Consider the following 20,875-nt stretch of genomic DNA (forward strand, 5'->3'; position numbering starts at 1 on the left):
AGGCGCAGAAGGTCCTCACACAATGGCCACGATGCCACCACGATGACGTTCCGTCACCCCATCACGAAAATCTTGCCAGACCCCACTTCTCCACCAAGTCCCGCCGCTACTCCACCACCCTCGGCAAACTCCGCGCGGCTCGTGCTGCCTTCGTACGTGGGGAGGAGATCACGACTGGTCGACTCCCGATCCTCGACGAGGACACCGTCCTCGTGATCTCCCACTGGGAGTACGCCGGAAAGGGCCTGTCAGCCGGTGACGCACTTCTGGCAGCCGCGCTTACCGGAACTCCGCCCGCCTCCTCCTCAGGGATGGAGGGAGGTGCCCGATGAGTCGACGTGATGAGCTGTTGACCGTCGCTGAGGTCCTCGAAGAGCTGGGTGGGATCTCCCGTCGCACCTTCTACCGCTGGCGCGAACTCGGCCGTGCGCCCGTCTGTGTTCGGCTCCCGAACGACGAACTGCGTATCTGGCGCAGTGACCTCATGGTGTGGCTCGCCTCTCACCGGGAGGCGGCGTGAGCACCAGCTACGACGTGAAGCTCAGCGAGATCCAGCACCGCCCGGACAAGGTGGCGCCCTTCATCGTTCGATGGACGGTGGCCCGCAAGCCCAAGTCCAAGAGCTATCGGACCAAGGGGCTGGCATCCAGCTTCTTGGCCGACCTGCGACAGGCGGCAAGGGCAGGGGAGGCGTTTGACATCGCAACCGGGCTGCCGGTGTCGATGCTCGCGCCGGAGCCCTCGGGGCCTTCGTTCCTGGAGTTCGCGCAGTCTTACGTTCTCGGCCGGTGGCGTAGCTCAGCGGCCAGGACCCGGGAGACGGACGCCTACGCGCTGTTGTCGCTCGTCCCTGCGCTGGCGGCTGAAGTGCCGGGGCGTCCCGACTCCGACACCTTGCGGGAGGTACTCCGCACCCATGCTCTCCTTCCCGAAGGGCGACGGGCCGACCTGGACAGTGCACAGGCCGTGGCCCTGCGGTGGCTGGAGAAGGCATCCCTCCCGCTGTCGGCGCTCGGGGAGGCGCGTGTGCTCCGGACGGCCCTTGATGCCATCTCGGTCACTTTCGCAGACAAGGAGGCGGGGGCCAACACGGTACGGCGTAAGCGGGCGATCTTCCGTCACCTTCTGGAACAAGCGGTAGAGCAGAAGGTGTTCACGAGCAACCCATTGGATGAGATCAAGTGGGCTCCGCCAAAGGCGGTCACGGTCGTCGACCCTCGCACCGTGGTCAATCCCGTTCAGGCCAGGAAACTGCTGGATGCTGTGCCCAAGGTTGGCCGCGAGCGTGGTCCGCGGCTCAGGGCGATGTTCGCCTGCGTCTACTACGCGGCGTTACGCCCGGAGGAAGCGGCGGATCTACGCCTGAAGGACTGCCTTCTGCCCCCTGAGGACTGGGGGAGGATCATCCTGGAGCGTGCCCGGCCACAGGCGACGAAGCGATGGACCAACTCGGGGGAGACCCACGAGTCGCGCAGTCTCAAGCATCGGGCGCAGAAGGAGACGCGTGAGATCCCGATTCCACCGGTCCTCGTCGCCATCCTTCGGGAGCACGTCGAGACCTACGGCACGGCGAAGGATGGCAGGCTGTTCCGTACCGCCGGTGACGGCTCCTACTCCAGCTCTGCCTACTCCTACGTCTGGCAGGGGGCACGGAAGCTCGCTCTGTCCCCGGTGCAACTGGAGTCGTCGTTAGCCGCTCGGCCGTACGACCTGCGCCACGCGGCCGTGTCGCTCTGGCTGAACGCGGGGGTTCCAGCCACTGAGGTGGCCAAGCGCGCCGGTCACAGCGTGGATGTCCTGCTGCGGGTCTACGCCAAGTGCATGGACGGTCAGCAGGACCACATCAACAGAAAGATCAATGGTGCTCTCGGGGGATGATCCGTCCCCGTCTGTCCTTGGCCCCGGTCTCGTGCCGGGGCCTTTCTCGTTCTCGCAGGATCGCGATGGCCTCGATGACGTCGGTGACGACATGATCGGCTTGGTTAGCGTCGTCGGGATGGGCGCCACGGTCGACCCAGATGGTTCGCAGTCCTGCCGCACGGCCTCCAGCGATGTCCTTGGTCAGGTGGTCGCCGACCATCCACCCTTCTTCCGTCAGGCTCGCTCCGCATCGCCGCGCGGCGATCTCGAACAGCCCGGTCTCGGGCTTGCGGATGCCCTCGATCCCTGACAGGGCGTAGCCGTCGACCACCTCGGCCAGTCCGGTCCGCTGGATCTTCCCCAACTGGTTGTCCGCGGTGCCATTGGTGACGATCCCTACCCGCCACCCTGCGGCCCGTAGTTCTGTCAGGCCGGTCACCACCTCGGGTCGGCAGTGAACGAGGTGGGGCATGCGGCGACGGTACGCGGCCCACAGTTCCTCGACCGGATCGGGGAGTCCGAACCGCTCCCGCACCTTGCCGAAGAACACCTCACGATGCGGAAGGCAGCTCTGGTCAAGCGCGATCAACCAGTCAACGGCTTCCGCCGTGAGCGCCCGTTCCGCGGCGAACTCCTCGGCCCACACGCGGAAGGCGGCATCCAGGTCGATGAGCGTGTTGTCGAGGTCGAAGAGGGCCAAGCGGTGCACGGTGTCTCACCTTAGAGACATGTCCCCGCCCCATGGCGAATCAGCCCTGAGACGCCCGGAAACCGGCCGGTGAAGTGGGCGAACGCCTTCAAGATCGTCCCGCGTATGTCCCGTGATCACTGACCTACGGCTGCGCGCGACTGCTCTCGGCTGCATGAGGGCGGGTAGGCGCAACAGGCTAAGCGGCAGGTCAAGCGCATACCCGCTGGAAGAAGAGTGCCCCCGGCATGATTCGAACATGCGACACCCGCTTTAGGAGAGCGGTGCTCTATCCCCTGAGCTACGGAGGCAGGGGCTCCCTGTAAGAGTAGCGAAAGTGTGGAGTGGATGTGTGGTTGGAGGGGGGTCGGTTGCCGATCGATGGGTTATTGGTTCGCTGAGCTCCGGTAAAAGGGCGGCAAGTGGCTGAGTGTCGTGGCGGCGGGGATGGTTAGTGTCGCGCTCTGTGACGGAACGGCGACGGAAGCGGATCCGGGGGCATCGGGCGCTACGGCCGCTGGTGCTGTGTGGGGCGATGCTGGCTCCCGCGCTTCTGGCGGCGGGGCTCCTGGTGGCGGAGCTCACCGGATATCAGGCGGCCGCTCGGGGGATCGTCGCCGGGGTGGGGCCCCGGGAGAGTGGGCTTCGTGAAGGGGGCGGGTCCGGGGTTCGCGAAGGGGGCGGGTCCGGGGGTCGGGGCGGGGCGGGGGCAGGAGAAGCGGGGGGCGGGGGAGAGGTTGAGGCGTGGGGGGTGGTGGGCGGCCCGGGAAACGGGGGAGCGGGGAGCACGGTTGCCATGGTGCCGGTCTCGGTCGCGCCGGTGCGGAGCGTGGTCCTGGAGCCCAGGATCGTCCCTCCTCCCTATCGGCCGGAACGGATCTATGGCGGCTGGGCGCCTCCGGTGGTTAACGCGGATGTGCGCCCTTCTGCGGCCGATGCGTCTCCCGCGGAGGTCCCTTCGGTCGCGCGGAGGATGGTGCCCCGCGAAGAATCTCCGGCGCCGCATGTGAGACAGGCGCCACAGTCTGAGCCGCCGGACGACACGTTCGGCTGCCCGACGGAGTGGCGGGAGACCTGGTTGTGGGAGGTCTGTAAGGAGCAAGCGCGACGAGAGACCTGAGTTGCGGGAGCGCTAAATGGGGTGTTCAGCGCATATCAGCTGTAGTGAGTCTGACCCAGGCACTTGGCGGGCTGTAGTAACGTGCGTGCCTGACCCAGGTCACGAGTTCGCAAACGGAGGGGTCGAACGTGCCACCTCGTCGATCAGCGGGTCTGGTCGCCGTCGTCGCGACGATGTCTTCCCTCTTCCCGGGGGCGGCTGCCGCGAGCCCGATGCAGGCAGAGGCCCGGCTGGTCGTCGCCAGTGAGTCAACCGATCTCGCCGAGGCGACAAGTCTGACGGCTCCGGCCGGCCCTACCGAGGCCCTTCGTGAACCCGTCAATCTCACTGAACTGCGGCGTGAGGCGGAGAAGGCCGCGAAAGACCTCGAGGACGCGACGAAGGCGCTGGAACAGAGACGTGCCAAGATCCAGGCCTCGGAGAAGGAACTCGCTGCCAAGCTGCGTGAGTTGCAGGCCGCGGAGAGGGCTTTCGCTCAGGTACGGCAGCCGCTGTCAGATCTGGTGGGGCAGCTCTACCAGCGACCCATCGGCAGCGACGCGGCTTTCTTTCTGTCCGGTGACGCGGATGCCTCAACCCTCAGAGCGATGGCCGACGTCAGTCAGATCGCGGCCGAGCGCAACCAGGTCCTCGGCGACGGCGCTCGCCTTCAGGCGGAGCGGGAGCGTCTGGCAGCGGAGGCGCAGGAACTGCGAGCGGGCAATCTTCTGGCGGAAGCCCAGATGGGCGCCGAGATCGAGACGCTCAGGGCGCGCTCCGCCAAGATTGTGAAGTCGCTGACGCAGGCGTTGGTGAAGCTGGGAATCAAGGTCGACAAGTCGGGAAACCCCGCGGCGGGATGTGACCCGACGAGGGCGACCTCGTTGAGCGACTTTCCCAACGGCCTGATCCCCAAGGCTTACCTCTGCCCGCTCCAGCAGCGAGGTAAAGAGTTGCGGGGCGATGCGGCGATCGCGTTCATCAGCTTGAACGAGGCGTACAGAAGGCGGTTCGGCAAGTCCATGTGTGTGACGGACAGCTATCGGAGCCTTGCCGAACAGCAGTCGGTTTACTATCGCAGGCCGGGTTTTGCCGCCGTCCCCGGCCGCAGCAATCATGGCCTCGGGCTCGCCGTCGACCTGTGCGGGGGAGTTGAGCAGTTCCGGTCGGCGCAGTTCAACTGGCTGGAGGCCAACAGCAAGAAGTTTGGCTGGATGCATCCGAAATGGGCTTACGTCAGTCCTTTTGAACCGTGGCACTGGGAGTATGACCCGAAGCTCGGGTCTCTTCTGTAGGTCTTGTGTCCCGTTTTCTGTCGGGCGCGGGAGTGACGCCGTTGTAGGCGCCGTCATGGGACGCGGTCTCCGTTTCCGGTGTCGCCATGGGTGTTCCAGGTGTCGTCATGGGACGGGTCTGACCGGGGCGGTGCACTGGGCACAGCGGACAGCGGCCCGGGGTATCTCTGAGAGGCACTCCGGGCAGTCGCGCAGGACACTCTCCTCCTGCCTGGCGAACCTGGCCGAGATGCTCTCGTAGGGGCGGACAACGAGAAAGTAGATGACAGCCGCCACTATCAGGAACGAGATCAGGGCATTGAGGAAGAGGCCGTACTTGATCTCACCTGCGCCGATCCGCAAGGTGAGGCCGGAGAAGTCTGGTTGGCCGCCAAGCGCGGCTATCAGCGGCGTGAGGATGTCCTTGACGAAGGAGTTCACGATCGCGGTGAACGCGGCGCCGATGACCACCGCGATGGCGAGGTCGACCACGTTGCCGCGTAGCAGGAACTTCTTGAATCCGCCGATCATGGTTCCCCCTCCTCCTGTGCTTCTATCCGGTGTCCGCAGGGCGGTGCCGTGAAGGTGTCGCTACTCTAGGTGTCGGTTAAGTTACCTTACGCGAGAACCGATTGTGATCGACAGGCGTCCACCCGCCTGGGCCGAGGCGAGTTCGACGGCCTGTGCCGCCGTGGTGGCCAGCACGACGAGCGCGCCCCGGTCTGGTTCACCGCCTGGTGTGGCCAGCACGGTGACATCCTCGGCCACGGTACGGGCGGGAGCGGAGCCATCCCAGGTCGAGGGGGCGGCGAGCACGTTCACGACGTCGCCGGGAGACAGCAGCCGTGCCGTTTGCGGATCGGCGACCCGGACAGGGGTGGCTACCGTTCCTCGCCCCTGGGCGGTCAGTAGACCGGGGCCGAGGAGACGGACATCCGTCAATGGCTCCCCGCGTCGCATGGGACCGGTCAGGATCTTTCCGGTGATCGGTGTGCCGGGCTTCAGGGCGCCGTCGGGGACTGTCTCGGGGCGCAGGGCGATCGCCTTCAGGTCGGCGGCTCCCAGCGCGCCTCCAGAAAGGTCTCTGGCCGCGGCGAGCACGGTCACCGACGCGGTGTCCGGTCGCAGGCCGATCACCGCGCAGGCCATTGCCAGAGCGGCGACAACGGTTGCGATGAGGCGATGACGGCGATCGCCAAGACGGCGGAAAGCCGTGAGGCGGCGGGAGGTGGAGACGGTAGGGGTGGGGGCGCTGAGGTCATGGATGGGACGCATGACTGACTCCATCGAGAAGAGCCGAGCATTGGGGGCAAATGGGCATCGGTGATCGGTGAGGAGGTGGGTGGTGTTCGGGGGGCGTCGGCGATGGTGGGCGCCGCGGAGGGCTGGGTGATGCCGCTGCGTATCGAGCGCAGCTGCCCTTCAAGGAGCTGACCGGGGTCGGTCTGGACGGACGTTAGGCAGGGGAACCGGACGTCAGGCAGGGGTACGGGGCCGCGCAGGGGTAAGACGTCGTACGGCCGAGGGGGTGGGGAAGGTGCCGCAGAGGCTCAAAGGAGAGTCACGACGCCTGCGCGCTGTCAGGGGAAGCCCGGTTGGGCAGGGAAAGTCGCGCGGTCAAGGTGAGGGAGTGCGGTCAGGGGAGGGCAGTCGAGTGCTCGCTGTGGTCGATTGCCCGACCGGTCAAGTGTCCGCTGTGATCGAGTGTCCGTCGTGGTCGAGTGTCCGCCGGTGTTCGCCGGGTTGCACGTTGTTTTGTTGGTGTTGGTCTTTGTGTCGCTCCGGTCCTGTCGGCGCGATAGGAGGCCTTGAAGCGTCTCGAAGCATGGTGAAGGTGCAGTCACCGTTTGGAGGTCGGGGGGCCGCCGGGCGATGAAGGCGAAAGAGAGGCGTGCGGTCAGGGGGAAGTGGGCTCTTGGGGAGTCCGTACGGCGGGCAGGGGTCGGGGGAGGCTGCTGGGGCCGCCGTACGGGGTCGCGCTGAGGGCGAAAGGTCATATGAGCGAAGGACGTGTGGAGCCTGAGAGGTCAGCCGGGGAGCTCGAAAGGAAGGGGGAGGCCGTTCAGGACGTCGGGGCAGGGGCAGGTGCGTTTTTCGGGCAGAGCGGTGACGACGTCGGCAACCAAGGAGCGCATACGGGTGATGTTGGTGGCGAAGAAGGCCAGAACCTCCTCGTGGGTGACGCCCTCACCGGCCTCGACACCGGCGTCATGGTCGGTGACCAGGGACAGCGTGGTGTAGCACAGGGCCAGCTCGCGGGCGAGAACAGACTCTGGGAAGCCGGTCATGCCGACGATCGTCCAGCCATTGGCGGTGAACCAGCGGGACTCGGCGCGGGTGGAGAACCGGGGACCCTCGATGACCACCAGGGTGCCGTCTTCGGCCAGCTCCCATCCGGCGGATCGGGCGGTGTCGATGGTCGCCGCTCGGCCTGCGGGGCAGTAGGGGTCGGCGAAGGAGACGTGGACGACGCCACCGGTGTCGTAGTAGGTCTGTGGGCGGCCCGAGGTGCGGTCGACGAGTTGGTCGGGCACGACCAGGGTGCCAGGGCCCAGCTCGGGGCGCAGGGAGCCGACCGCGCTGGGAGCGAGAACCTGGCGGACGCCCAGGGAGCGCAGAGCCCACAGGTTGGCGCGGTAGGGGATGAGGTGAGGGGGGAAGCGATGGTCGCGGCCGTGGCGGGGCAGGAAAGCCACTGACCGTGCTCCGATCCGGCCGACGGTGATGACGTCGCTGGGCGGGCCGTAGGGGGTGGTGACCTCGACCTCTGTCGCGTCGTCGAGCAGAGAGTAGAAGCCCGAGCCGCCGATGACTCCGATGTCCGCGTTGGTGACCATGGCGCCGAGGTTAGCGTTACCGGCGAGCTGTTGAGGAGCCCTGGCCCGGTCTGTGGATAACGGAAAATCCCTGGAGGCTACCCTGTGGATAACTGGGGCGACAGCAGGATTCGGGGATCAAGATCTTCTAGAGCGACCTGGTCATCAACACGCTGTACGGGGTCAGGCCGCTGGTCGGCGAAGGGTTTGCAGTGGTCGAATCCCAACCTTTCGTACAGCTTCCTTGCTGGCTGGAAGAACTCGGTCGCACCGGTCTCGAGGCTCAGCCGGGTGAGGCCGTGCGTTTGGCCTCGGTGATGCTGTGTTCCAGCGGCATGGACGCGGTCTCGCTCCGGTTGCCGTCGCCGCTCGCCGTACCGGCGCTCTCAAGGATCGCCACTCGGTGAAGACGATCACGAATGTGACGGGGATGAAGACGAGTGGTCAACGTGGTGGGGGATGGTCCCGGTTGGCCGATGGTGGGCTCTGGTGGTGCGGCCAGGAAACCTGGTGGCGAGGTGAGTGAGGTGGCGAGGCAGGGGTGACGGGGCGGGCAAAGGTGACATGGCAAGGGTGACAAGGCAGGGGTGACAGGGCGGGTGAGGTGGCGGGGTGGAGTTGATGGGGCGAATGAGGTAGCGGGGCAGGGGGTGACAGGGCGGGTGAGGTGGCGGGGTGGAGTTGATGGGGCGAATGAGGTAGCGGGGCAGGGGGTGACGGGGTGGGTGAGGTGGCGGGGCGGATGACTGATGTGGGGGTCCGGCGGCCTGAGAGAGGATTGGGACTCGTCATCGGCGCGCTCATGCTCGGTATGTTGCTGGCCGCTCTCGACCAGACCATCGTCTCCACCGCGCTGCCGACGATCGTCGGCGACCTCGGAGGCCTCGAGGAACTGTCCTGGGTGGTCACCGCCTACATGCTGGCCTCGACGGTCTCGACGCCGCTGTGGGGCAAGCTCGGCGATCAGTACGGCAGGAAGAAGCTGTTCCAGGGCGCGATCGTCATCTTTCTCCTCGGCTCCGCGTTGTGCGGCCTGTCGCAGAACATGGGCCAGCTGATCGGCTTCCGCGCGCTGCAGGGGCTTGGCGGGGGCGGGCTCATGGTGCTGGCCCAGGCGATCGTCGGGGACGTCGTGCCCGCCCGCGAACGCGGGAGGTACCAGGGGTTCTTCGGCGCGGTCTTCGCCGTGTCCAGTGTCGCGGGGCCGCTGCTCGGCGGCTTGTTCGTCGACCATCTGTCCTGGCACTGGGTCTTCTACGTCAATCTGCCGGTCGGGGTTCTCGCGCTGGCGGTCATCTCCTCGGTGCTGCCGTCGAGCGCGGGGCGGACCCACCACGTCATCGACTATCTCGGCATCGTCCTGCTTGGCGCCGCCGCCTCCTGCCTGGTGCTGATGACTACCTGGGGCGGGACCACCCATCCCTGGAGCCACCCGGTCGTCATCGGGCTGGCGACCGCGGCGGCGGTCCTGCTCGTGCTCTGGTGGCAGGTGGAGAAGCGGGCCAGGGAGCCGGTGCTGCCGCTGCGCCTTTTCACGGTGAAAGCCTTCAATGTGGCGTCGTTGATCGGTTTCGCCGTAGGGTTCGCGATGTTCGGCTCGCTCACCTACATGCCACTGTTTCTCCAGGTCGTGCAGGGTGTCTCGCCCACGTTGTCCGGCATCCACCTGCTTCCGATGATGGCGGGCATGCTGGTGACCTCGATCATCAGCGGGCAGATCATCACACGCACGGGGAGATACAAGGCCTTCCCGATCGCGGGCGGCGCGATCACGACGCTCGGGCTCTATCTGCTCTCCCACATCCGTGAGGACATCTCGGTCCTCGAGTTGAGCGTGTACCTGCTCGTGCTCGGCATCGGCATCGGCCTGGTGATGCAGGTGCTGGTGATCGTGGTGCAGAACGCCGTCGGCTTCGAGGATCTGGGGGTGGCGACCTCGGGGGCCACCTTCTTCCGCTCCATCGGCGGGTCCTTCGGCGTCGCCATCGCGGGGAGCATCTTCACCTCACGGCTCACCGACGACCTGGTACGGCTGTCGCAGACGGTACGGCTCCCGGCAGGTTTGGAGAAGGCGGTCCAGTCGGACCCCACGGTCATCGGGAAGCTGCCCACCGACACCGCCGCCGCGTTCCTCAAGGCGTACTCGGACGCCATCGCCCAGGTGTTCCTCTACAGTGCGCCGATCGCCCTGGTGGCCTTCGCGGTGGCCTGGCTGCTGCCCGAGGTGCCGCTCCGCGAGACCACCAAACCTGCCGACCTGGGCGAATGCTACGGCGCCGTGTCCACGGAGCGCTCCTCGCTCGGCGAGGTCGAACGCGGGCTGTGGCGGCTGGCCGACGCGGAGATGCGCAGGGACTACTACCGTCGTCTTGGCGACATGGCCCATCTCGACCTGCCGCCGGGCTCGGTGTGGCTGATCGCCCGGCTGGGCACCCGAGGTGCTCAGGCCGGCGCCGAACTCGCCGATCGGGCAGGAGTGACGGTCGAGGAGGGCAGGCCGTACGCGGACCTGCTCGTTGCACGGGGCCTGGTCCGCCGTACGAACGACGGGACGTGCCTCGAACTCACCCTGGCCGGAGAGCAGGTGGCGGGGGTGCTGGTCACCGAGGCCCGTGAAGGACTGAGGCGGATGGTCCACGACTGGAACCCCGCGCGACATCCCGGGCTCCGCGAACTGCTGGACAGGCTTACCCACGAGATGCTCGGCTCAGCCTCCGACCGTCCCCGAGGCGGCTGATCGCCTTTCCAGGCGACCGGCCTTCCGAGCCCACCGGACTTTCTGCGCGACCGATCTTCCGGGCCCACCGGCTTTCTGTGCGACCGGTCCTCCGAACGGCAGCCCTTTCCGAATGACCGAACGACCGTATGACCGTCGTTCCTGAACGGCCGCCACCTCTGAAATGGCCGCCGTGGCCGAATGGTCGTCGCTCCCGGGACGCTGTCGTTTCCGAAACGCCCGCCCAGCCGCCGTCCAGATGCCGCCGTCGCCGAAACAACCGCCGCTCTGGAAACAACCGTCGCTCTGGAAACAACCAGAGCTTCTGGAACGGAGACCACCGCCCCCGAAACAGCCGTCACTCTTTGGACGAACCGTCACTTCAGAAACAGTCGTCGTTCCCGGGACGGAGACCGCCCCGAACGCTGTCGCCCCCGATGGCCGCTGCTCCCGAACGGTCGTCGGGTTCTTCGCCCCGTGTCGTTTTCCGCCCTCTACGGGCGGCCTCAGGAGGCTGCGGGGGCAGGGCTGCTCGTGGCCGCCGCGGGCTTCGACTCCGCGGGCTTGGACTCGGTGGACTTCGACTCGGTGGACGAGCCGGCCGCCGAGGACGCGCCGGAACTCACCGTGCTGGACGAGGAGGACCGGCTGTCCGTCCGGTAGAAACCTGACCCCTTGAACACGATGCCGACCGCCGAGAACACCTTGCGAAGCTCGCCTGCGCAGGTCGGGCACTCGGTGAGCGCGTCGTCGGAGAACTTCTGGACGATGTCGAACTCGTTGCCGCATGCACTACAGGCGTACTGGTAGGTGGGCACGCGCTCCTCCTCTTCGGTTCGCGCCGATTGGCACTCTAGTGACGCGACTGCTAATGATAGGCAGCCGACAAGCATAAACGCGAGTCGGATCTGTCGCATTCCATCCGGTAATTGGGTGGTTACCTGCCCTGCTCGCCGAACCAGCCCGCGAGTTTACCCCGGCGGCTGATCGCCTTCATCCGCCGCTCGACCGATTCCCTGCACGCCGCGGTCGTCACCACCAGGAGCTGATCCTCGACCCTGATCCTCGTCGAGTCCGCGGGCACGAAGGTCCTGCCGTCCCTGACGATCAGTGTGACCTGGGCGTCGGTGGGCAGCCTCAGCTCGAAGATCTCCACACCGTGCAGTTTCGAGGTCGGCGGAACCCTGATCTGCAGCAGGTCGGCGTTGAGCTCCTCCAGTGGCGCCGACTCGACCTCCAGGTCGCGCGCCTCGTCCGGGGTGGACAGGCCGAGCGTCTTCGCGAGGAAGGGCAGTGTCGGCCCCTGGATCAGGGTGTAGACGACCACGATGACGAAGACCTCGTTGAACACGAGCTTCGCGGTGCCGTTGTGCACCGAGTTCGCGGCCCAGGGGATGGTGGCCAGCACGATGGGCACCGCGCCGCGCAGGCCGGCCCAGGACAGGAAGGCCTGCTCCCGCCAGTTCAGCCGGTCGACCTGTGCCATCCGTACCAGCATGGCGGAGAGCACGATCGACAGCGGCCTGGCGACCGCGACCAGGATCAGCCCGGCCACCAGGCCGGGGACGATCGCCGACGGCATCTCCGACGGGCTGGCCAGCATTCCGAGCATGACGAACAGGCCGATCTGGGCCAGCCAGGCCACTCCTTCCGCGAACCCCCTGGAGGCGGCGCGGTGGGGCATCCGGGAGTTGCCCATGACCAGGGAGGCCAGGTAGACCGCGAGGAAGCCGCTGCCGTGCAGGAGCACGCCGCCCGCGTACGCGACGAACGCCAGCGCGAGCACCGCGATCGGATACAGGCCGGAGACCGGCAGCGCGATGCGGCGCAGCGCGTACACGCCGAGCGGGCCGACGGCCAGGCCGACGGCCGCGCCGACGACCAGCTCGAAGACGACCAGGAGCAGCGCGTGCCCAAGGCTGGGCGAGGTGGCGGCGCTCAGCAGCATCACCGCGATGACGGTCGGCGCGTCGTTGAGACCGGACTCGGCCTCCAGGATGCCCGCCAGGCGCGAGGGCAGGGGCAGGCGGCGCAGGACGGAGAAGACGGCCGCCGCGTCCGTGGACGCGAGGATCGCGCCGAGCAGCAGCGCGGTCCGCCAGTCCATGCCGAGCAGCGTGTGCACCGAGGCCGCCACGGCCGCGATGCTCACTCCGACCCCGACGGTCGCGAGCACGAGCGCGGTGGGTATGGACCGTTTCACGTGGTGCCAGTTGGTGGTCAGACCACCTTCGGCCAGGATGATCGCGAGGGCGATCAGGCCCATCTGCTGGGCGAGCACCGGGTTCTCGAACTGGAGCCCGAGGCCGGACTCGCCGACGAGCAGGCCGAAGCCGAGAAAGATCAGAAGGCTCGGCAGGCCACTCCGATGCGCGATCCGTACCGCGACGATCGCCGCGATGACGATCCCCGCCCCGAGAAGCAGCCAGACGTCCAATCCCACCTGGCCCCCTCTCCAACTTCAGGGACCATTGTGTCGTATTGCACCGACTCGTCAGGCACGCCCCGGGACCACCCGAGTGATGCCGTTCGGCTGTGCGGCGTAGCGAACCGGCAGGTCATGCGGTTCCGCGGGGACCTCTTCCAGTAGTTCGCCCTCGTACAACAGCGCGACCGTCGGCACATTCGGGCCGACCCTCGCCAGCGCCCTGTCGTAGGAGCCGCCGCCGCGGCCCAGCCGTACCCCGGTCGACCGGTCGACCGCCAGGGCGGGCACGATCACGAGCGCGGCGGTTCTGATGGTGTCGACACCCCGCCGGGTGTCGACCGGTTCCATGATCCCGAAACGCCCCGGGGCGAGGGTGTCGGGGCCGTCGTAAACCGCCCAGTCGAGATCGTCGTCGTCGCGGAGCACCGGCAGGATCACGGTCGCGCCGTGCTTCCACAGCGCGAACACGAGCCCGTGGGTCGAGGGCTCGGTGCCGATCGACCAGTAGCACGCGACGAGCCCCGCCATCTGGACCCATGGCTGGTCCAGCAGCGCCTCTCGAGTCCTGACGGAGGCGGCATGCCGCACGTCTTCGGGAACCGCGGTGCGCGCGGCCCTGATCGCCGACCGCAGCCTCGGCTTGTCCACAACCCCTCCACTATCGTTTTCGTATGGCCGACTTCGATCTCGTGACCAAAGCCGTCGTTCCTGCCGCGGGCCTGGGCACCCGCTTCCTTCCGGCGACCAAGGCAACTCCCAAGGAGATGCTGCCCATCGTCGACAAGCCCGCCATCCAGTATGTCGTCGAGGAGGCGGTCTCCGCCGGTCTGCTCGACGTCCTGATGGTCACTGGCAAGAACAAGCGTTCCATCGAAGACCACTTCGACCGGGCGATCGAGCTGGAGGACGTTCTCGAAGCCAAGGGGGACGACGAACGTCTCTCCCAGGTGCGTGAACCCGCGGATCTCGCGACCCTCCACTATGTACGGCAAGGCGAGCCCCGAGGCCTCGGCCACGCGGTGCTCTGCGCCAAGCAGCACGTCGGCGACAACCCCTTCGCCTGCCTGCTCGGCGACGACCTGATCGACTACCGTGACGAGCTGCTCAAGCGCATGATCGAGGTGCGCCGAACCCACGGCGGCAGCGTCATCGCGCTGATGGAGGTCCCCAAGGAACAGGTCTCCCTGTACGGCTGCGCCGCCATCGAACCGACCGCGGAGGACGACGTGGTCCGGATCACCGACTTGATCGAGAAGCCCCCCGCAGAGGAGGCCCCGTCCAACTGGGCGGTCATCGGCCGCTACGTGATCGACCCGGCCGTGTTCGAGGTCCTGGAGAACACCCCGCCAGGCCGCGGAAACGAGATCCAGCTCACCGACGCCCTCCGCACTCTGGCCGCCCGCGGCACGGAGGACGGTGGGCCCGTGCACGGTGTGCTGTTCCGCGGCCGTCGCTACGACACCGGCAACAAGCTCGACTACCTGCGTACGGTGGTTCAGTTCGCCGCCGACCGCTCTGACCTGGCGCCGGAGTTCCTGCCCTGGCTGAAGGAGTTCCTGGCGTCCCGATGAGTTCAACGACTCCGACGAGTTCCATGAGATCGGTCGACGAGCATCTCGCCGACATCCTGTTCACCGTGCGGTCGCTCGCCCCGCTGGAGATAGAGCTGGAAGGGGCGCTGGGCACCACGCTGGCCGAGGAGGTCTCCTCTCCGGTCCCGCTGCCGCCGTTCGTCAACTCGGCCATGGACGGCTACGCCGTACGGGCCGAGGACGTCGCGGAGGCTCCGGTGACGCTGCCGGTGATCGACGACATCGCGGCCGGCGACGGCAGGCCGCTGGTCGTCGGTCCTGGCACGGCCATGCGCATCATGACCGGCGCCCCGATGCCGGAGGGGGCCGACGCGGTGATCCCGGTCGAGTGGACGGACGGAGGCACGGCGCGGGTCGCGATCGGGCGGCCCGCGCCCGTTGGGCACGCGATCCGCATGGCGGGCGAGGACGTGCGGGCCGGTGACGTGGTGCTGTCCTCCGGCACTCTCATCGGCCCTGCTCAGCTCGGCGTCCTGGCCGGGGTCGGCCGCCGCAGGGTGCTGGTACGGCCCCGCCCCCGGGTCGTGGTCATCTCGACCGGCGCTGAGCTGGCCGAGCCCGGCACGCCCCTCGCGCCGGGCCAGATCTGGGAGTCCAACAGCTACACCCTGGTCGCCGCGGTCCGTGAGGCGGGCGGTGACGGCTATCGGGCCGGGATCGTGGCCGACGACGCCGCGAGCTTCCTCGACCAGCTCGACGCCCAGCTTCTGCGGGCCGACGTGGTGATCACCAGTGGTGGTGTCTCGATGGGCGCGTACGAACCGGTCAAGGAGGCGCTCAGCCCTCTCGGCACGGTTCGCTTCGACCGCGTCGCCATGCAACCGGGGATGCCGCAGGGGTTCGGCGTCGTGGGCCAGGACCACATCCCGATCTTCGCCCTGCCGGGCAACCCTGTGTCGTCCTTCGTGTCGTTCATGCTGTTCGTCAGGCCCGCGCTGCGGAAGATGCAGGGCCTGCCCGCGGGCCCCACGCCCACCGTGCGGGCCGTGACCGTCTCCCCGCTCCGCTCACCCGCGGGCAGGCGCTCCTACCTACGTGCCGTGCTCACCGCCGACGGCTCCGTCGCCCCGGTGAGCAGGCAGGGGTCCCACCAGCTCGCCGCCCTTGCCTCGGCGAACGCGCTGATCGTGGTCCCCGAGGACGTGACCGACGTGCCGGAGGGGACAACCGTCGAGGTCATCCCGCTTTGACATCCTCCCGGCCCCGAAGGACTGGGATTCCCGGCCGAAGCCGGGTGGTTCGCGGTTCACAGCCCCGCCCAGAGGCTGGAGGGCTCCCCGCGCTGCCACCCCATGCCCTGGGGCGGTCACACAACGCCGGCTTGGTTATCGCCGACCCCATCACCGCAACAAGCCCCGCAGAGAAAGTCCGGAGAACACCATGAGGGACCCTTCCGCACCTCCTCCCCGCCCTGAAGGACGAGGCATCCATGCTGGAGAAACGTGGTGACGAGTACGGAGGTCGCCGTCCCCCGTGACGGTGCCGCGAGCCCCGAGGTGTGGGGAATGGTGGACGCATGAGTGGATTCACACACATCGACGAGACCGGCGCCGCGCGCATGGTGGACGTCTCGGCCAAGGACGTCACGGTCCGTACGGCCCGCGCCACCGGAAAGGTGTTGCTGTCCGCGGAGGCCGTCGCCCTGCTCCGGTCGGGTGATGTGCCCAAGGGCGACGCGATCGGCACCGCGCGGATCGCGGGCATCATGGGGGCGAAGCGCACCCCGGACCTGATCCCGCTCTGTCACCCGATCGCGCTGCACGGCGTGAAGGTCGAGCTGGCCGTGGTCGAGGACGGAGTGGAGATCGCCACCCTGGTCAGGACCGCTGACCGGACAGGGGTCGAGATGGAGGCGCTGACCGCCGTCTCGGTCGCCGCGCTGGCGCTGATCGACATGATCAAAGCGGTCGACCCGGCGGCTGTGATCACCGATGTCCGCGTCGAGGAGAAGACCGGTGGCAAGACCGGGAGCTGGACGAGGCCGTAGGCGGGGCGGCCGGAAGGGCCATGATCGTGGCTGGGCCACGGCGGGGCGCGCGGTCGTCTCCACAGGAAGGGCCGTGGCTCCGACTGGGCTGTGGTGGGGTGGTGGACTGGGAGGATGGACCGCATGAGAGCTCTGGTGATCACGGCGTCCAACCGGGCCTCCGCCGGGATATACGAGGACAAATCCGGAAAGCTGTTGGCCGAACTGCTCGCCGCGGCCGGATGTGAGGTGGACGGCCCGCGTGTGGTTCCCGACGGCGAACCGGTCGAGGAAGCGCTGCGGTCCGGGGTCGCCGAGGGGTACGACGTGATCGTCACCACCGGCGGCACCGGCCTGACCCCGGCCGACCTCACCCCGGAGATGACCGCGCGGGTGCTCGACAGGGAGATTCCCGGCATCGCCGAGGCCGTGCGCCAGGCCAACCGGGACAGGGTGCCCACCTCGATCCTGTCCCGCGGGCTCGCGGGGCAGGCGGCGAACACCTTGATCGTCAACCTCCCCGGCTCCTCGGGCGGGGTCCGCGACGGCATGGCGGTGCTCTCACCGGTCCTCAAGCACGCGGTCGACCAGATCAGGGGCGGGGACCACCCACGCTGACGGCGCAGGCTCCGTGCCGACGGTGAGGGCGTGTTCCCCCACGCGGACGGAGCCGGTGCGACCTTCTGGCGCCGACAGGAGGCGACTGCCGTGCCTGCGGAGCCGTTGCGCCCTCCGCCTACGCTCACAGGGCCGATGTCTCCCGGTGGGACCCGGCTCGCAGCCCGCCTGTCACACACCGTCGGGCCGGTGCTCCGTCGGCTCCGACAGGGCCAGGGGACTCCATGGCACGACGGCGTGTCTTCGGGAGATGATGGAGAACGTGGATCGACTTCGTGGCTGGCCGGTGACTCTGACGGAAGGCCCGGTGGGACTTCGGCCGCTGCGCCTGCGAGATGTTCGTGTCTGGCGCGAAGCGCGGCTGCGCAACGCCAACTGGCTGCGTCCCTGGGAACCAGGCAACCCGGAGACCCCGCTGTTCCGCACCGGCCTCGGTCCCTACATCTCGATGGCGGGAACCCTGCGCAGGGAGGCCAGACAAGGACTCGCCCTGCCCTGGGTCGTCACCTACCAGGGCGCCTTCGCTGGGCAGCTCACCATCGGTGCCATCGTCTGGGGCTCGGCCAGGTCGGCTCAGATCGGCTACTGGGTCGATGGCGCGCTGGCGGGCAGGGGGGTCATCCCCACCGCCGTCGCCATGGCGGTGGACCACTGTTTCTTCACTACCGGTCTGCACCGAGTTGAGGCGAATATCCGCCCGGAAAATCACGCGAGCCGCCGGGTGGTTGAAAAGCTTGGGTTTAGGGAAGAAGGCATAAGACGGCGCCAACTGCACATTGATGGCGCTTGGCGTGACCACATTTGTTACGCTCTCACGGTCGAAGACGCACCAAGAGGCTTGCTGGTGCGTTGGCGCAGGGCCCGGGAGGCAGCGGCCCACGGTGGCGCTCCCCATGAAGAGGTTTGAAGATCTCGCGACACACCGCACTGAATACTCGTCAAATAGTGACACGCGGTCTTACTGTGCGTGACGTGAGCACATTGAAGACGCCAAGGGACCCTAGGCGTTTTCATGCTGCCCGGAGGTGGCCGTGAGCAGTGTTCTTCTGTACCTGGCCATTGTCGTCATGTGGTTGTGCGTGCTCGTGCCCATGTGGTTGCGCCGCGACCGGACCACCTTCACCGAGTTTCACGACAGCGCCGAGCCGTACGTCCAGGACGAGCAGTCGCCGGACGACGATTCGATCGAGACGAAGCGTGACCTCGTGTTCCCGCCGGTCTCCTCCTCGGCGGTCATGCAGGTGTCCCTGCCCGAGCCCTCGTCCGCGTCCGTGCAGGCGTCGTCTCTCCCGGCCTCGTCGCCCGCCTCCTCATCGGTGTCCGCGCCGATCCCGTCCTCGGCGCCTTCCCGTGGGGTTTCCGAGACACCGGATCGCGCGTCCTCGGCTTCCGCCCCGCGCTTGCAGCAGCCTCCGGCCGGTCCCGGTCCCGGTCCCGGTCCCGGTCCCGGTCCCGGTCCCGGTCCCGGGGCCAGGCGGTCGGTCGCCGACCGCAGGCGCGCGGAACGGCGTCGCCGGGCGGTGCAGGTCGCCAAGCGCAGGCGGCTGACCCTGTGGTGTGTGCTGTTGATCATCGCCTCGGTGGTGACGGCCGCAGTCCACATCATTCCCTGGTGGGGCGTGGCGCCCTCTGTGGGCCTTCTGGGGTTTTATCTGGCGATCCTCAGGGTTTCGGTGCAGGTCGACGCCGAGCGCCGCAGAGCCGCCGCTCAGGCTCGTGCGGAACGTGCCAAGCGTGCCCGCCGGAGGGCCGAGACGCAGGTTCGGCGCCCGGTTGCCGAGATCATCGACCTGGCGGCGCATCGCGACGAGCTCTTCGACCAGTACGCCGAGGCGGCACGCCGCGCGGTCGGCGACTGATCTTCCATGCCCCTGACGGGCAGATGGCGCGAGAGGCTCTGGATGTTTGCTAATCTAGGGGACGTCTCGGGGATGTAGCGCAGTCCGGTAGCGCACTTCGTTCGCATCGAAGGGGTCAGGGGTTCGAATCCCCTCATCTCCACAAGACGAAAGGCCCGGTTCCAGGTCATGGAGCCGGGCCTTCTCATTGTTCGGGGTCCAGGTGACAGTAGATTCTGGGATGTGTGCCGGTTGCCGGTAGATACGCACATCTTTGAGAGAGGAACCCAGGGCCGGTCAGGGGTGTCGCAGGTCGTATGCGATGCGGGCGACGACGTTGCTCAGCACATGTAGGCGCATGTGATCTGTCCTGGTCGCACAGAAATTCCCGGCCCGCTCAGCAGCGGAACGGGCCGCGTCGATGGGAGAAGGGCCCAGAGCCTGCTCCAGGAGAACGAGCGCGGCGCTCCTTCGCCACAGTGGCCTCGCCTCGTCACCTGTACCCGATGTGGAGCGCGCCTGGGTCCGCACGGCTTGTCGGTCGGTCTCGGTGCGCAGCCGGGTCAGGTGCGACTTTAACGCCTCGCGTTCGCCGGGCGAGTGTTCGCCGTGCTCCAGCACTTGCAGTGTCTTCTCGCCGAGTGAGTCCTCCAGGTCGATCACGGCGACGGTGAAGGAGACGGCCAGCTTGGTGATGTCGAGCAGTACGGTCGGCGAGGGGTCGGCGAGAATGCGCTTCATCTCCGGCTCGTCGAGGAAGGGCGCGCGTGGATTCAACAGGGCGGCAGGTACGAGGGGGTCGGGCAGTGGGTCGGCGACCAGGACTGTGAACTGATCAGAACGCAGCCACTGCGGAGTCAGGCGTTGTCCGCTGATCGCCTCGCCCAGGGCCAGGATCCGTGCCTTGCGCGCCTGTGCTGGCAGGCCGTCATGCAGACCGACCTGATCCAGCAGCTCATCCAGGGCGGCCGGGTCGCTGCCGGAGCGTTCTCCGATATTCATCAGGTCGAAGGAGGTGACGATCCGGCCGTCGACGGCGTAGGCGACCTCGTTGTCCAGCTCTCCATTCCAGAACACGCTGAAGGCACATCCGCTGGCCGACAGGGGCTCCAGAACTGCAGCTCGCACTCCCTGGAAGCCGTCGGGTTCCATGGCGATCGTCCACTTGCCCATCGTGGTGAGCTCGACCAACTCCTCTCCGTGCTCGAACTCCAGGTCTTCGAGGTCGTCGACTGTGGCCCACAGACCCGTTTCCGGAGCCGCGCCGAAGCGGCGGGCGACCTCCTCCAGGTCACTGTTCTGACACCAGGTCAGGCACACTTGGCCGTTGGGGAAACCGGCTTCGAGAAGTTCGGCGTATCGCGTGTGGATCGGATCCATGGGGCGCTCCTTAGCGAAGGCTGGCGATGTCGATGCGACGAGCACTCCCATGCCCTCGCCACATTGAAGATCATTTCATGTGTGGGACAGTGTCCACGGGGGCCAGAACTGCAGTTTGAACAGGGCGAAGCCGATGACGTGCGTCGTGAAATCCTCGTGGCTGAGCAGCTTGCGGTACACCCTGAGCTGCCATTCTCGATCTCGACGGCCAAGATCGAACTCCTCGTGGTGGGCGAGGTCTCCGGAATAGGGGCTGACCGCGAAGACTTTTCCGGAGGTCAGATGGACGCTTCCCGCCCAGCTCTCGTCCCAGTTCAAGGCGACCGGCTCGCTGTCCCAGAGCTCGTATTTAATGAGAGCGTGATCGCAGTGAGCGGCGTCGAGTGCGATGGCGTCGGGGCCGCTCTCGGCCCAGATCTCCCCATGGGTGCTGAGCTCGAAGAGACTCCGCTCCGCTTCGACGTCTGCGATCCCCTTCAGATACCGCTGTATTTTTCCAGGATCAAGAAGTGCTTTGATGACCTCTGCCAAGGCACTCTCTGAGAGGGCTACCGGATATATGCGTACCGATCATGACGTACGGGACTGACACATCCAGGC

Annotated in this window: 20 protein-coding genes and 2 tRNA genes; 12 read left to right on the forward strand and 10 right to left on the reverse strand. The window is 67.3% G+C overall.

The window, feature by feature from the left end; genetic code table 11:
- The 3 genes from AB0395_RS35625 to AB0395_RS35635 form a co-directional block, all read left to right on the forward strand.
- Nucleotides 1-332 (forward strand): replication initiator (locus tag AB0395_RS35625; protein WP_366288590.1); only part of this gene is annotated, 332 nt, incomplete at its 5' end.
- On the forward strand, nucleotides 329-520 hold the full coding sequence (locus AB0395_RS35630) for a helix-turn-helix domain-containing protein (protein ID WP_366288592.1): 192 nt from the start codon (nucleotides 329-331) through the stop codon (nucleotides 518-520). The genes AB0395_RS35625 and AB0395_RS35630, both read left to right, overlap by 4 nt.
- A complete protein-coding gene (locus AB0395_RS35635; RefSeq protein WP_366288594.1) occupies nucleotides 517-1,878 on the forward strand; it encodes a tyrosine-type recombinase/integrase in 1,362 nt (453 codons plus the stop codon). The genes AB0395_RS35630 and AB0395_RS35635 overlap by 4 nt, the downstream gene beginning before the upstream one ends.
- On the opposite strand, the gene AB0395_RS35640 is transcribed toward AB0395_RS35635, so the two are convergent.
- Nucleotides 1,856-2,569 carry an HAD family hydrolase gene (locus AB0395_RS35640; protein WP_366288596.1) on the reverse strand — a complete coding sequence of 238 codons (714 nt, stop codon included), beginning with the start codon at nucleotides 2,567-2,569 and terminating at the stop codon, nucleotides 1,856-1,858. The genes AB0395_RS35635 and AB0395_RS35640 overlap by 23 nt on opposite strands.
- 217 nt (nucleotides 2,570-2,786) lie before the next feature.
- Nucleotides 2,787-2,859 (reverse strand) — tRNA-Arg (locus AB0395_RS35645).
- Nucleotides 2,860-3,841: 982 nt separating this feature from the next.
- Between AB0395_RS35645 and AB0395_RS35650 the strand changes: the two genes are divergently transcribed.
- Nucleotides 3,842-4,942, forward strand: coding sequence for a D-alanyl-D-alanine carboxypeptidase family protein (locus AB0395_RS35650; protein WP_366288598.1), 1,101 nt, complete (start codon nucleotides 3,842-3,844; stop codon nucleotides 4,940-4,942).
- Between the two features lie 105 nt (nucleotides 4,943-5,047).
- Here the strand turns inward: AB0395_RS35650 and mscL are convergent, their stop codons facing one another.
- From mscL to AB0395_RS35665, 3 genes are all read right to left on the reverse strand, one after another.
- Nucleotides 5,048-5,452, reverse strand: a complete 405-nt coding sequence (gene mscL / locus AB0395_RS35655) for a large conductance mechanosensitive channel protein MscL (protein WP_366288600.1) — start codon at nucleotides 5,450-5,452, stop codon at nucleotides 5,048-5,050.
- An 81-nt stretch (nucleotides 5,453-5,533) separates the two neighbouring features.
- The gene (locus tag AB0395_RS35660) at nucleotides 5,534-6,196 is read right to left on the reverse strand and encodes a flagellar biosynthesis protein FlgA (RefSeq protein WP_366288602.1); all 663 of its coding nucleotides are present in this window, start codon (nucleotides 6,194-6,196) and stop codon (nucleotides 5,534-5,536) included.
- A 752-nt stretch (nucleotides 6,197-6,948) separates the two neighbouring features.
- The gene (locus AB0395_RS35665) at nucleotides 6,949-7,758 is read right to left on the reverse strand and encodes an S-methyl-5'-thioadenosine phosphorylase (protein WP_366288604.1); all 810 of its coding nucleotides are present in this window, start codon (nucleotides 7,756-7,758) and stop codon (nucleotides 6,949-6,951) included.
- A gap of 721 nt (nucleotides 7,759-8,479) precedes the next feature.
- Between AB0395_RS35665 and AB0395_RS35670 the strand changes: the two genes are divergently transcribed.
- Nucleotides 8,480-10,474, forward strand: coding sequence for an MDR family MFS transporter (locus tag AB0395_RS35670; RefSeq protein ID WP_366288606.1), 1,995 nt, complete (start codon nucleotides 8,480-8,482; stop codon nucleotides 10,472-10,474).
- A 485-nt stretch (nucleotides 10,475-10,959) separates the two neighbouring features.
- Here the strand turns inward: AB0395_RS35670 and AB0395_RS35675 are convergent, their stop codons facing one another.
- The 3 genes from AB0395_RS35675 to AB0395_RS35685 all read right to left on the reverse strand — a co-directional run bounded on the left by AB0395_RS35675 (nucleotide 10,960) and on the right by AB0395_RS35685 (nucleotide 13,529).
- Entirely contained in the window at nucleotides 10,960-11,271 is a 312-nt protein-coding gene (locus AB0395_RS35675; protein WP_366288608.1) for an FmdB family zinc ribbon protein, read from the reverse strand.
- Nucleotides 11,272-11,390: 119 nt separating this feature from the next.
- The gene (locus AB0395_RS35680; protein ID WP_366288610.1) at nucleotides 11,391-12,896 is read right to left on the reverse strand and encodes a potassium/proton antiporter; all 1,506 of its coding nucleotides are present in this window, start codon (nucleotides 12,894-12,896) and stop codon (nucleotides 11,391-11,393) included.
- A gap of 51 nt (nucleotides 12,897-12,947) precedes the next feature.
- Nucleotides 12,948-13,529 carry a 5-formyltetrahydrofolate cyclo-ligase gene (locus AB0395_RS35685; RefSeq protein ID WP_366288612.1) on the reverse strand — a complete coding sequence of 194 codons (582 nt, stop codon included), beginning with the start codon at nucleotides 13,527-13,529 and terminating at the stop codon, nucleotides 12,948-12,950.
- Between the two features lie 23 nt (nucleotides 13,530-13,552).
- Here AB0395_RS35685 and galU point away from each other — a divergent pair, with 23 nt between their 5' ends.
- The 7 genes from galU (at nucleotide 13,553) to AB0395_RS35720 (ending at nucleotide 19,058) form a co-directional block, all read left to right on the forward strand.
- On the forward strand, nucleotides 13,553-14,452 hold the full coding sequence (gene galU / locus AB0395_RS35690; protein ID WP_366288614.1) for a UTP--glucose-1-phosphate uridylyltransferase GalU: 900 nt from the start codon (nucleotides 13,553-13,555) through the stop codon (nucleotides 14,450-14,452).
- 23 nt (nucleotides 14,453-14,475) lie between these two features.
- On the forward strand, nucleotides 14,476-15,663 hold the full coding sequence (glp, locus tag AB0395_RS35695) for a gephyrin-like molybdotransferase Glp (RefSeq protein WP_366288616.1): 1,188 nt from the start codon (nucleotides 14,476-14,478) through the stop codon (nucleotides 15,661-15,663).
- 326 nt (nucleotides 15,664-15,989) lie between these two features.
- The gene (moaC, locus tag AB0395_RS35700) at nucleotides 15,990-16,460 is read left to right on the forward strand and encodes a cyclic pyranopterin monophosphate synthase MoaC (protein ID WP_366288618.1); all 471 of its coding nucleotides are present in this window, start codon (nucleotides 15,990-15,992) and stop codon (nucleotides 16,458-16,460) included.
- A gap of 123 nt (nucleotides 16,461-16,583) precedes the next feature.
- Entirely contained in the window at nucleotides 16,584-17,057 is a 474-nt protein-coding gene (locus AB0395_RS35705; protein WP_366288620.1) for a MogA/MoaB family molybdenum cofactor biosynthesis protein, read from the forward strand.
- 253 nt (nucleotides 17,058-17,310) lie between these two features.
- Entirely contained in the window at nucleotides 17,311-17,964 is a 654-nt protein-coding gene (locus AB0395_RS35710; protein ID WP_366288685.1) for a GNAT family protein, read from the forward strand.
- 124 nt (nucleotides 17,965-18,088) lie between these two features.
- Nucleotides 18,089-18,916 (forward strand): hypothetical protein, encoded by an 828-nt coding sequence (locus tag AB0395_RS35715; protein WP_366288622.1) that lies wholly within the window; start codon nucleotides 18,089-18,091, stop codon nucleotides 18,914-18,916.
- Between the two features lie 68 nt (nucleotides 18,917-18,984).
- Nucleotides 18,985-19,058, forward strand: a tRNA-Ala gene (locus AB0395_RS35720).
- A 134-nt stretch (nucleotides 19,059-19,192) separates the two neighbouring features.
- Here the strand turns inward: AB0395_RS35720 and AB0395_RS35725 are convergent.
- The gene (locus AB0395_RS35725) at nucleotides 19,193-20,275 is read right to left on the reverse strand and encodes a DUF6461 domain-containing protein (protein ID WP_366288624.1); all 1,083 of its coding nucleotides are present in this window, start codon (nucleotides 20,273-20,275) and stop codon (nucleotides 19,193-19,195) included.
- Between the two features lie 75 nt (nucleotides 20,276-20,350).
- Nucleotides 20,351-20,806, reverse strand: a complete 456-nt coding sequence (locus tag AB0395_RS35730) for a hypothetical protein (protein WP_366288626.1) — start codon at nucleotides 20,804-20,806, stop codon at nucleotides 20,351-20,353.
- Nucleotides 20,807-20,875: the final 69 nt, after the last annotated feature.

Source organism: Streptosporangium sp. NPDC051023, assembly GCF_040689595.1.
Taxonomy (GTDB): Bacteria; Actinomycetota; Actinomycetes; order Streptosporangiales; family Streptosporangiaceae; genus Streptosporangium.

Excerpts from the sequence above, each read along its gene's own strand:
- moaC (WP_366288618.1), top strand. The coding sequence starts at position 15,990 with ATGAGTGGATTCACACACATCGACGAGACCGGCGCCGCGCGCATGGTG.
- glp (WP_366288616.1), top strand. The coding sequence starts at position 14,476 with ATGAGATCGGTCGACGAGCATCTCGCCGACATCCTGTTCACCGTGCGG.
- AB0395_RS35725 (WP_366288624.1), bottom strand. The coding sequence starts at position 20,275 with ATGGATCCGATCCACACGCGATACGCCGAACTTCTCGAAGCCGGTTTC.
- AB0395_RS35660 (WP_366288602.1), bottom strand. The coding sequence starts at position 6,196 with ATGCGTCCCATCCATGACCTCAGCGCCCCCACCCCTACCGTCTCCACC.
- AB0395_RS35705 (WP_366288620.1), top strand. The coding sequence starts at position 16,584 with ATGAGAGCTCTGGTGATCACGGCGTCCAACCGGGCCTCCGCCGGGATA.
- AB0395_RS35670 (WP_366288606.1), top strand. The coding sequence starts at position 8,480 with ATGACTGATGTGGGGGTCCGGCGGCCTGAGAGAGGATTGGGACTCGTC.
- galU (WP_366288614.1), top strand. The coding sequence starts at position 13,553 with ATGGCCGACTTCGATCTCGTGACCAAAGCCGTCGTTCCTGCCGCGGGC.
- AB0395_RS35650 (WP_366288598.1), top strand. The coding sequence starts at position 3,842 with ATGTCTTCCCTCTTCCCGGGGGCGGCTGCCGCGAGCCCGATGCAGGCA.
- AB0395_RS35710 (WP_366288685.1), top strand. The coding sequence starts at position 17,311 with ATGGAGAACGTGGATCGACTTCGTGGCTGGCCGGTGACTCTGACGGAA.
- mscL (WP_366288600.1), bottom strand. The coding sequence starts at position 5,452 with ATGATCGGCGGATTCAAGAAGTTCCTGCTACGCGGCAACGTGGTCGAC.
- AB0395_RS35630 (WP_366288592.1), top strand. The coding sequence starts at position 329 with ATGAGTCGACGTGATGAGCTGTTGACCGTCGCTGAGGTCCTCGAAGAG.
- AB0395_RS35665 (WP_366288604.1), bottom strand. The coding sequence starts at position 7,758 with ATGGTCACCAACGCGGACATCGGAGTCATCGGCGGCTCGGGCTTCTAC.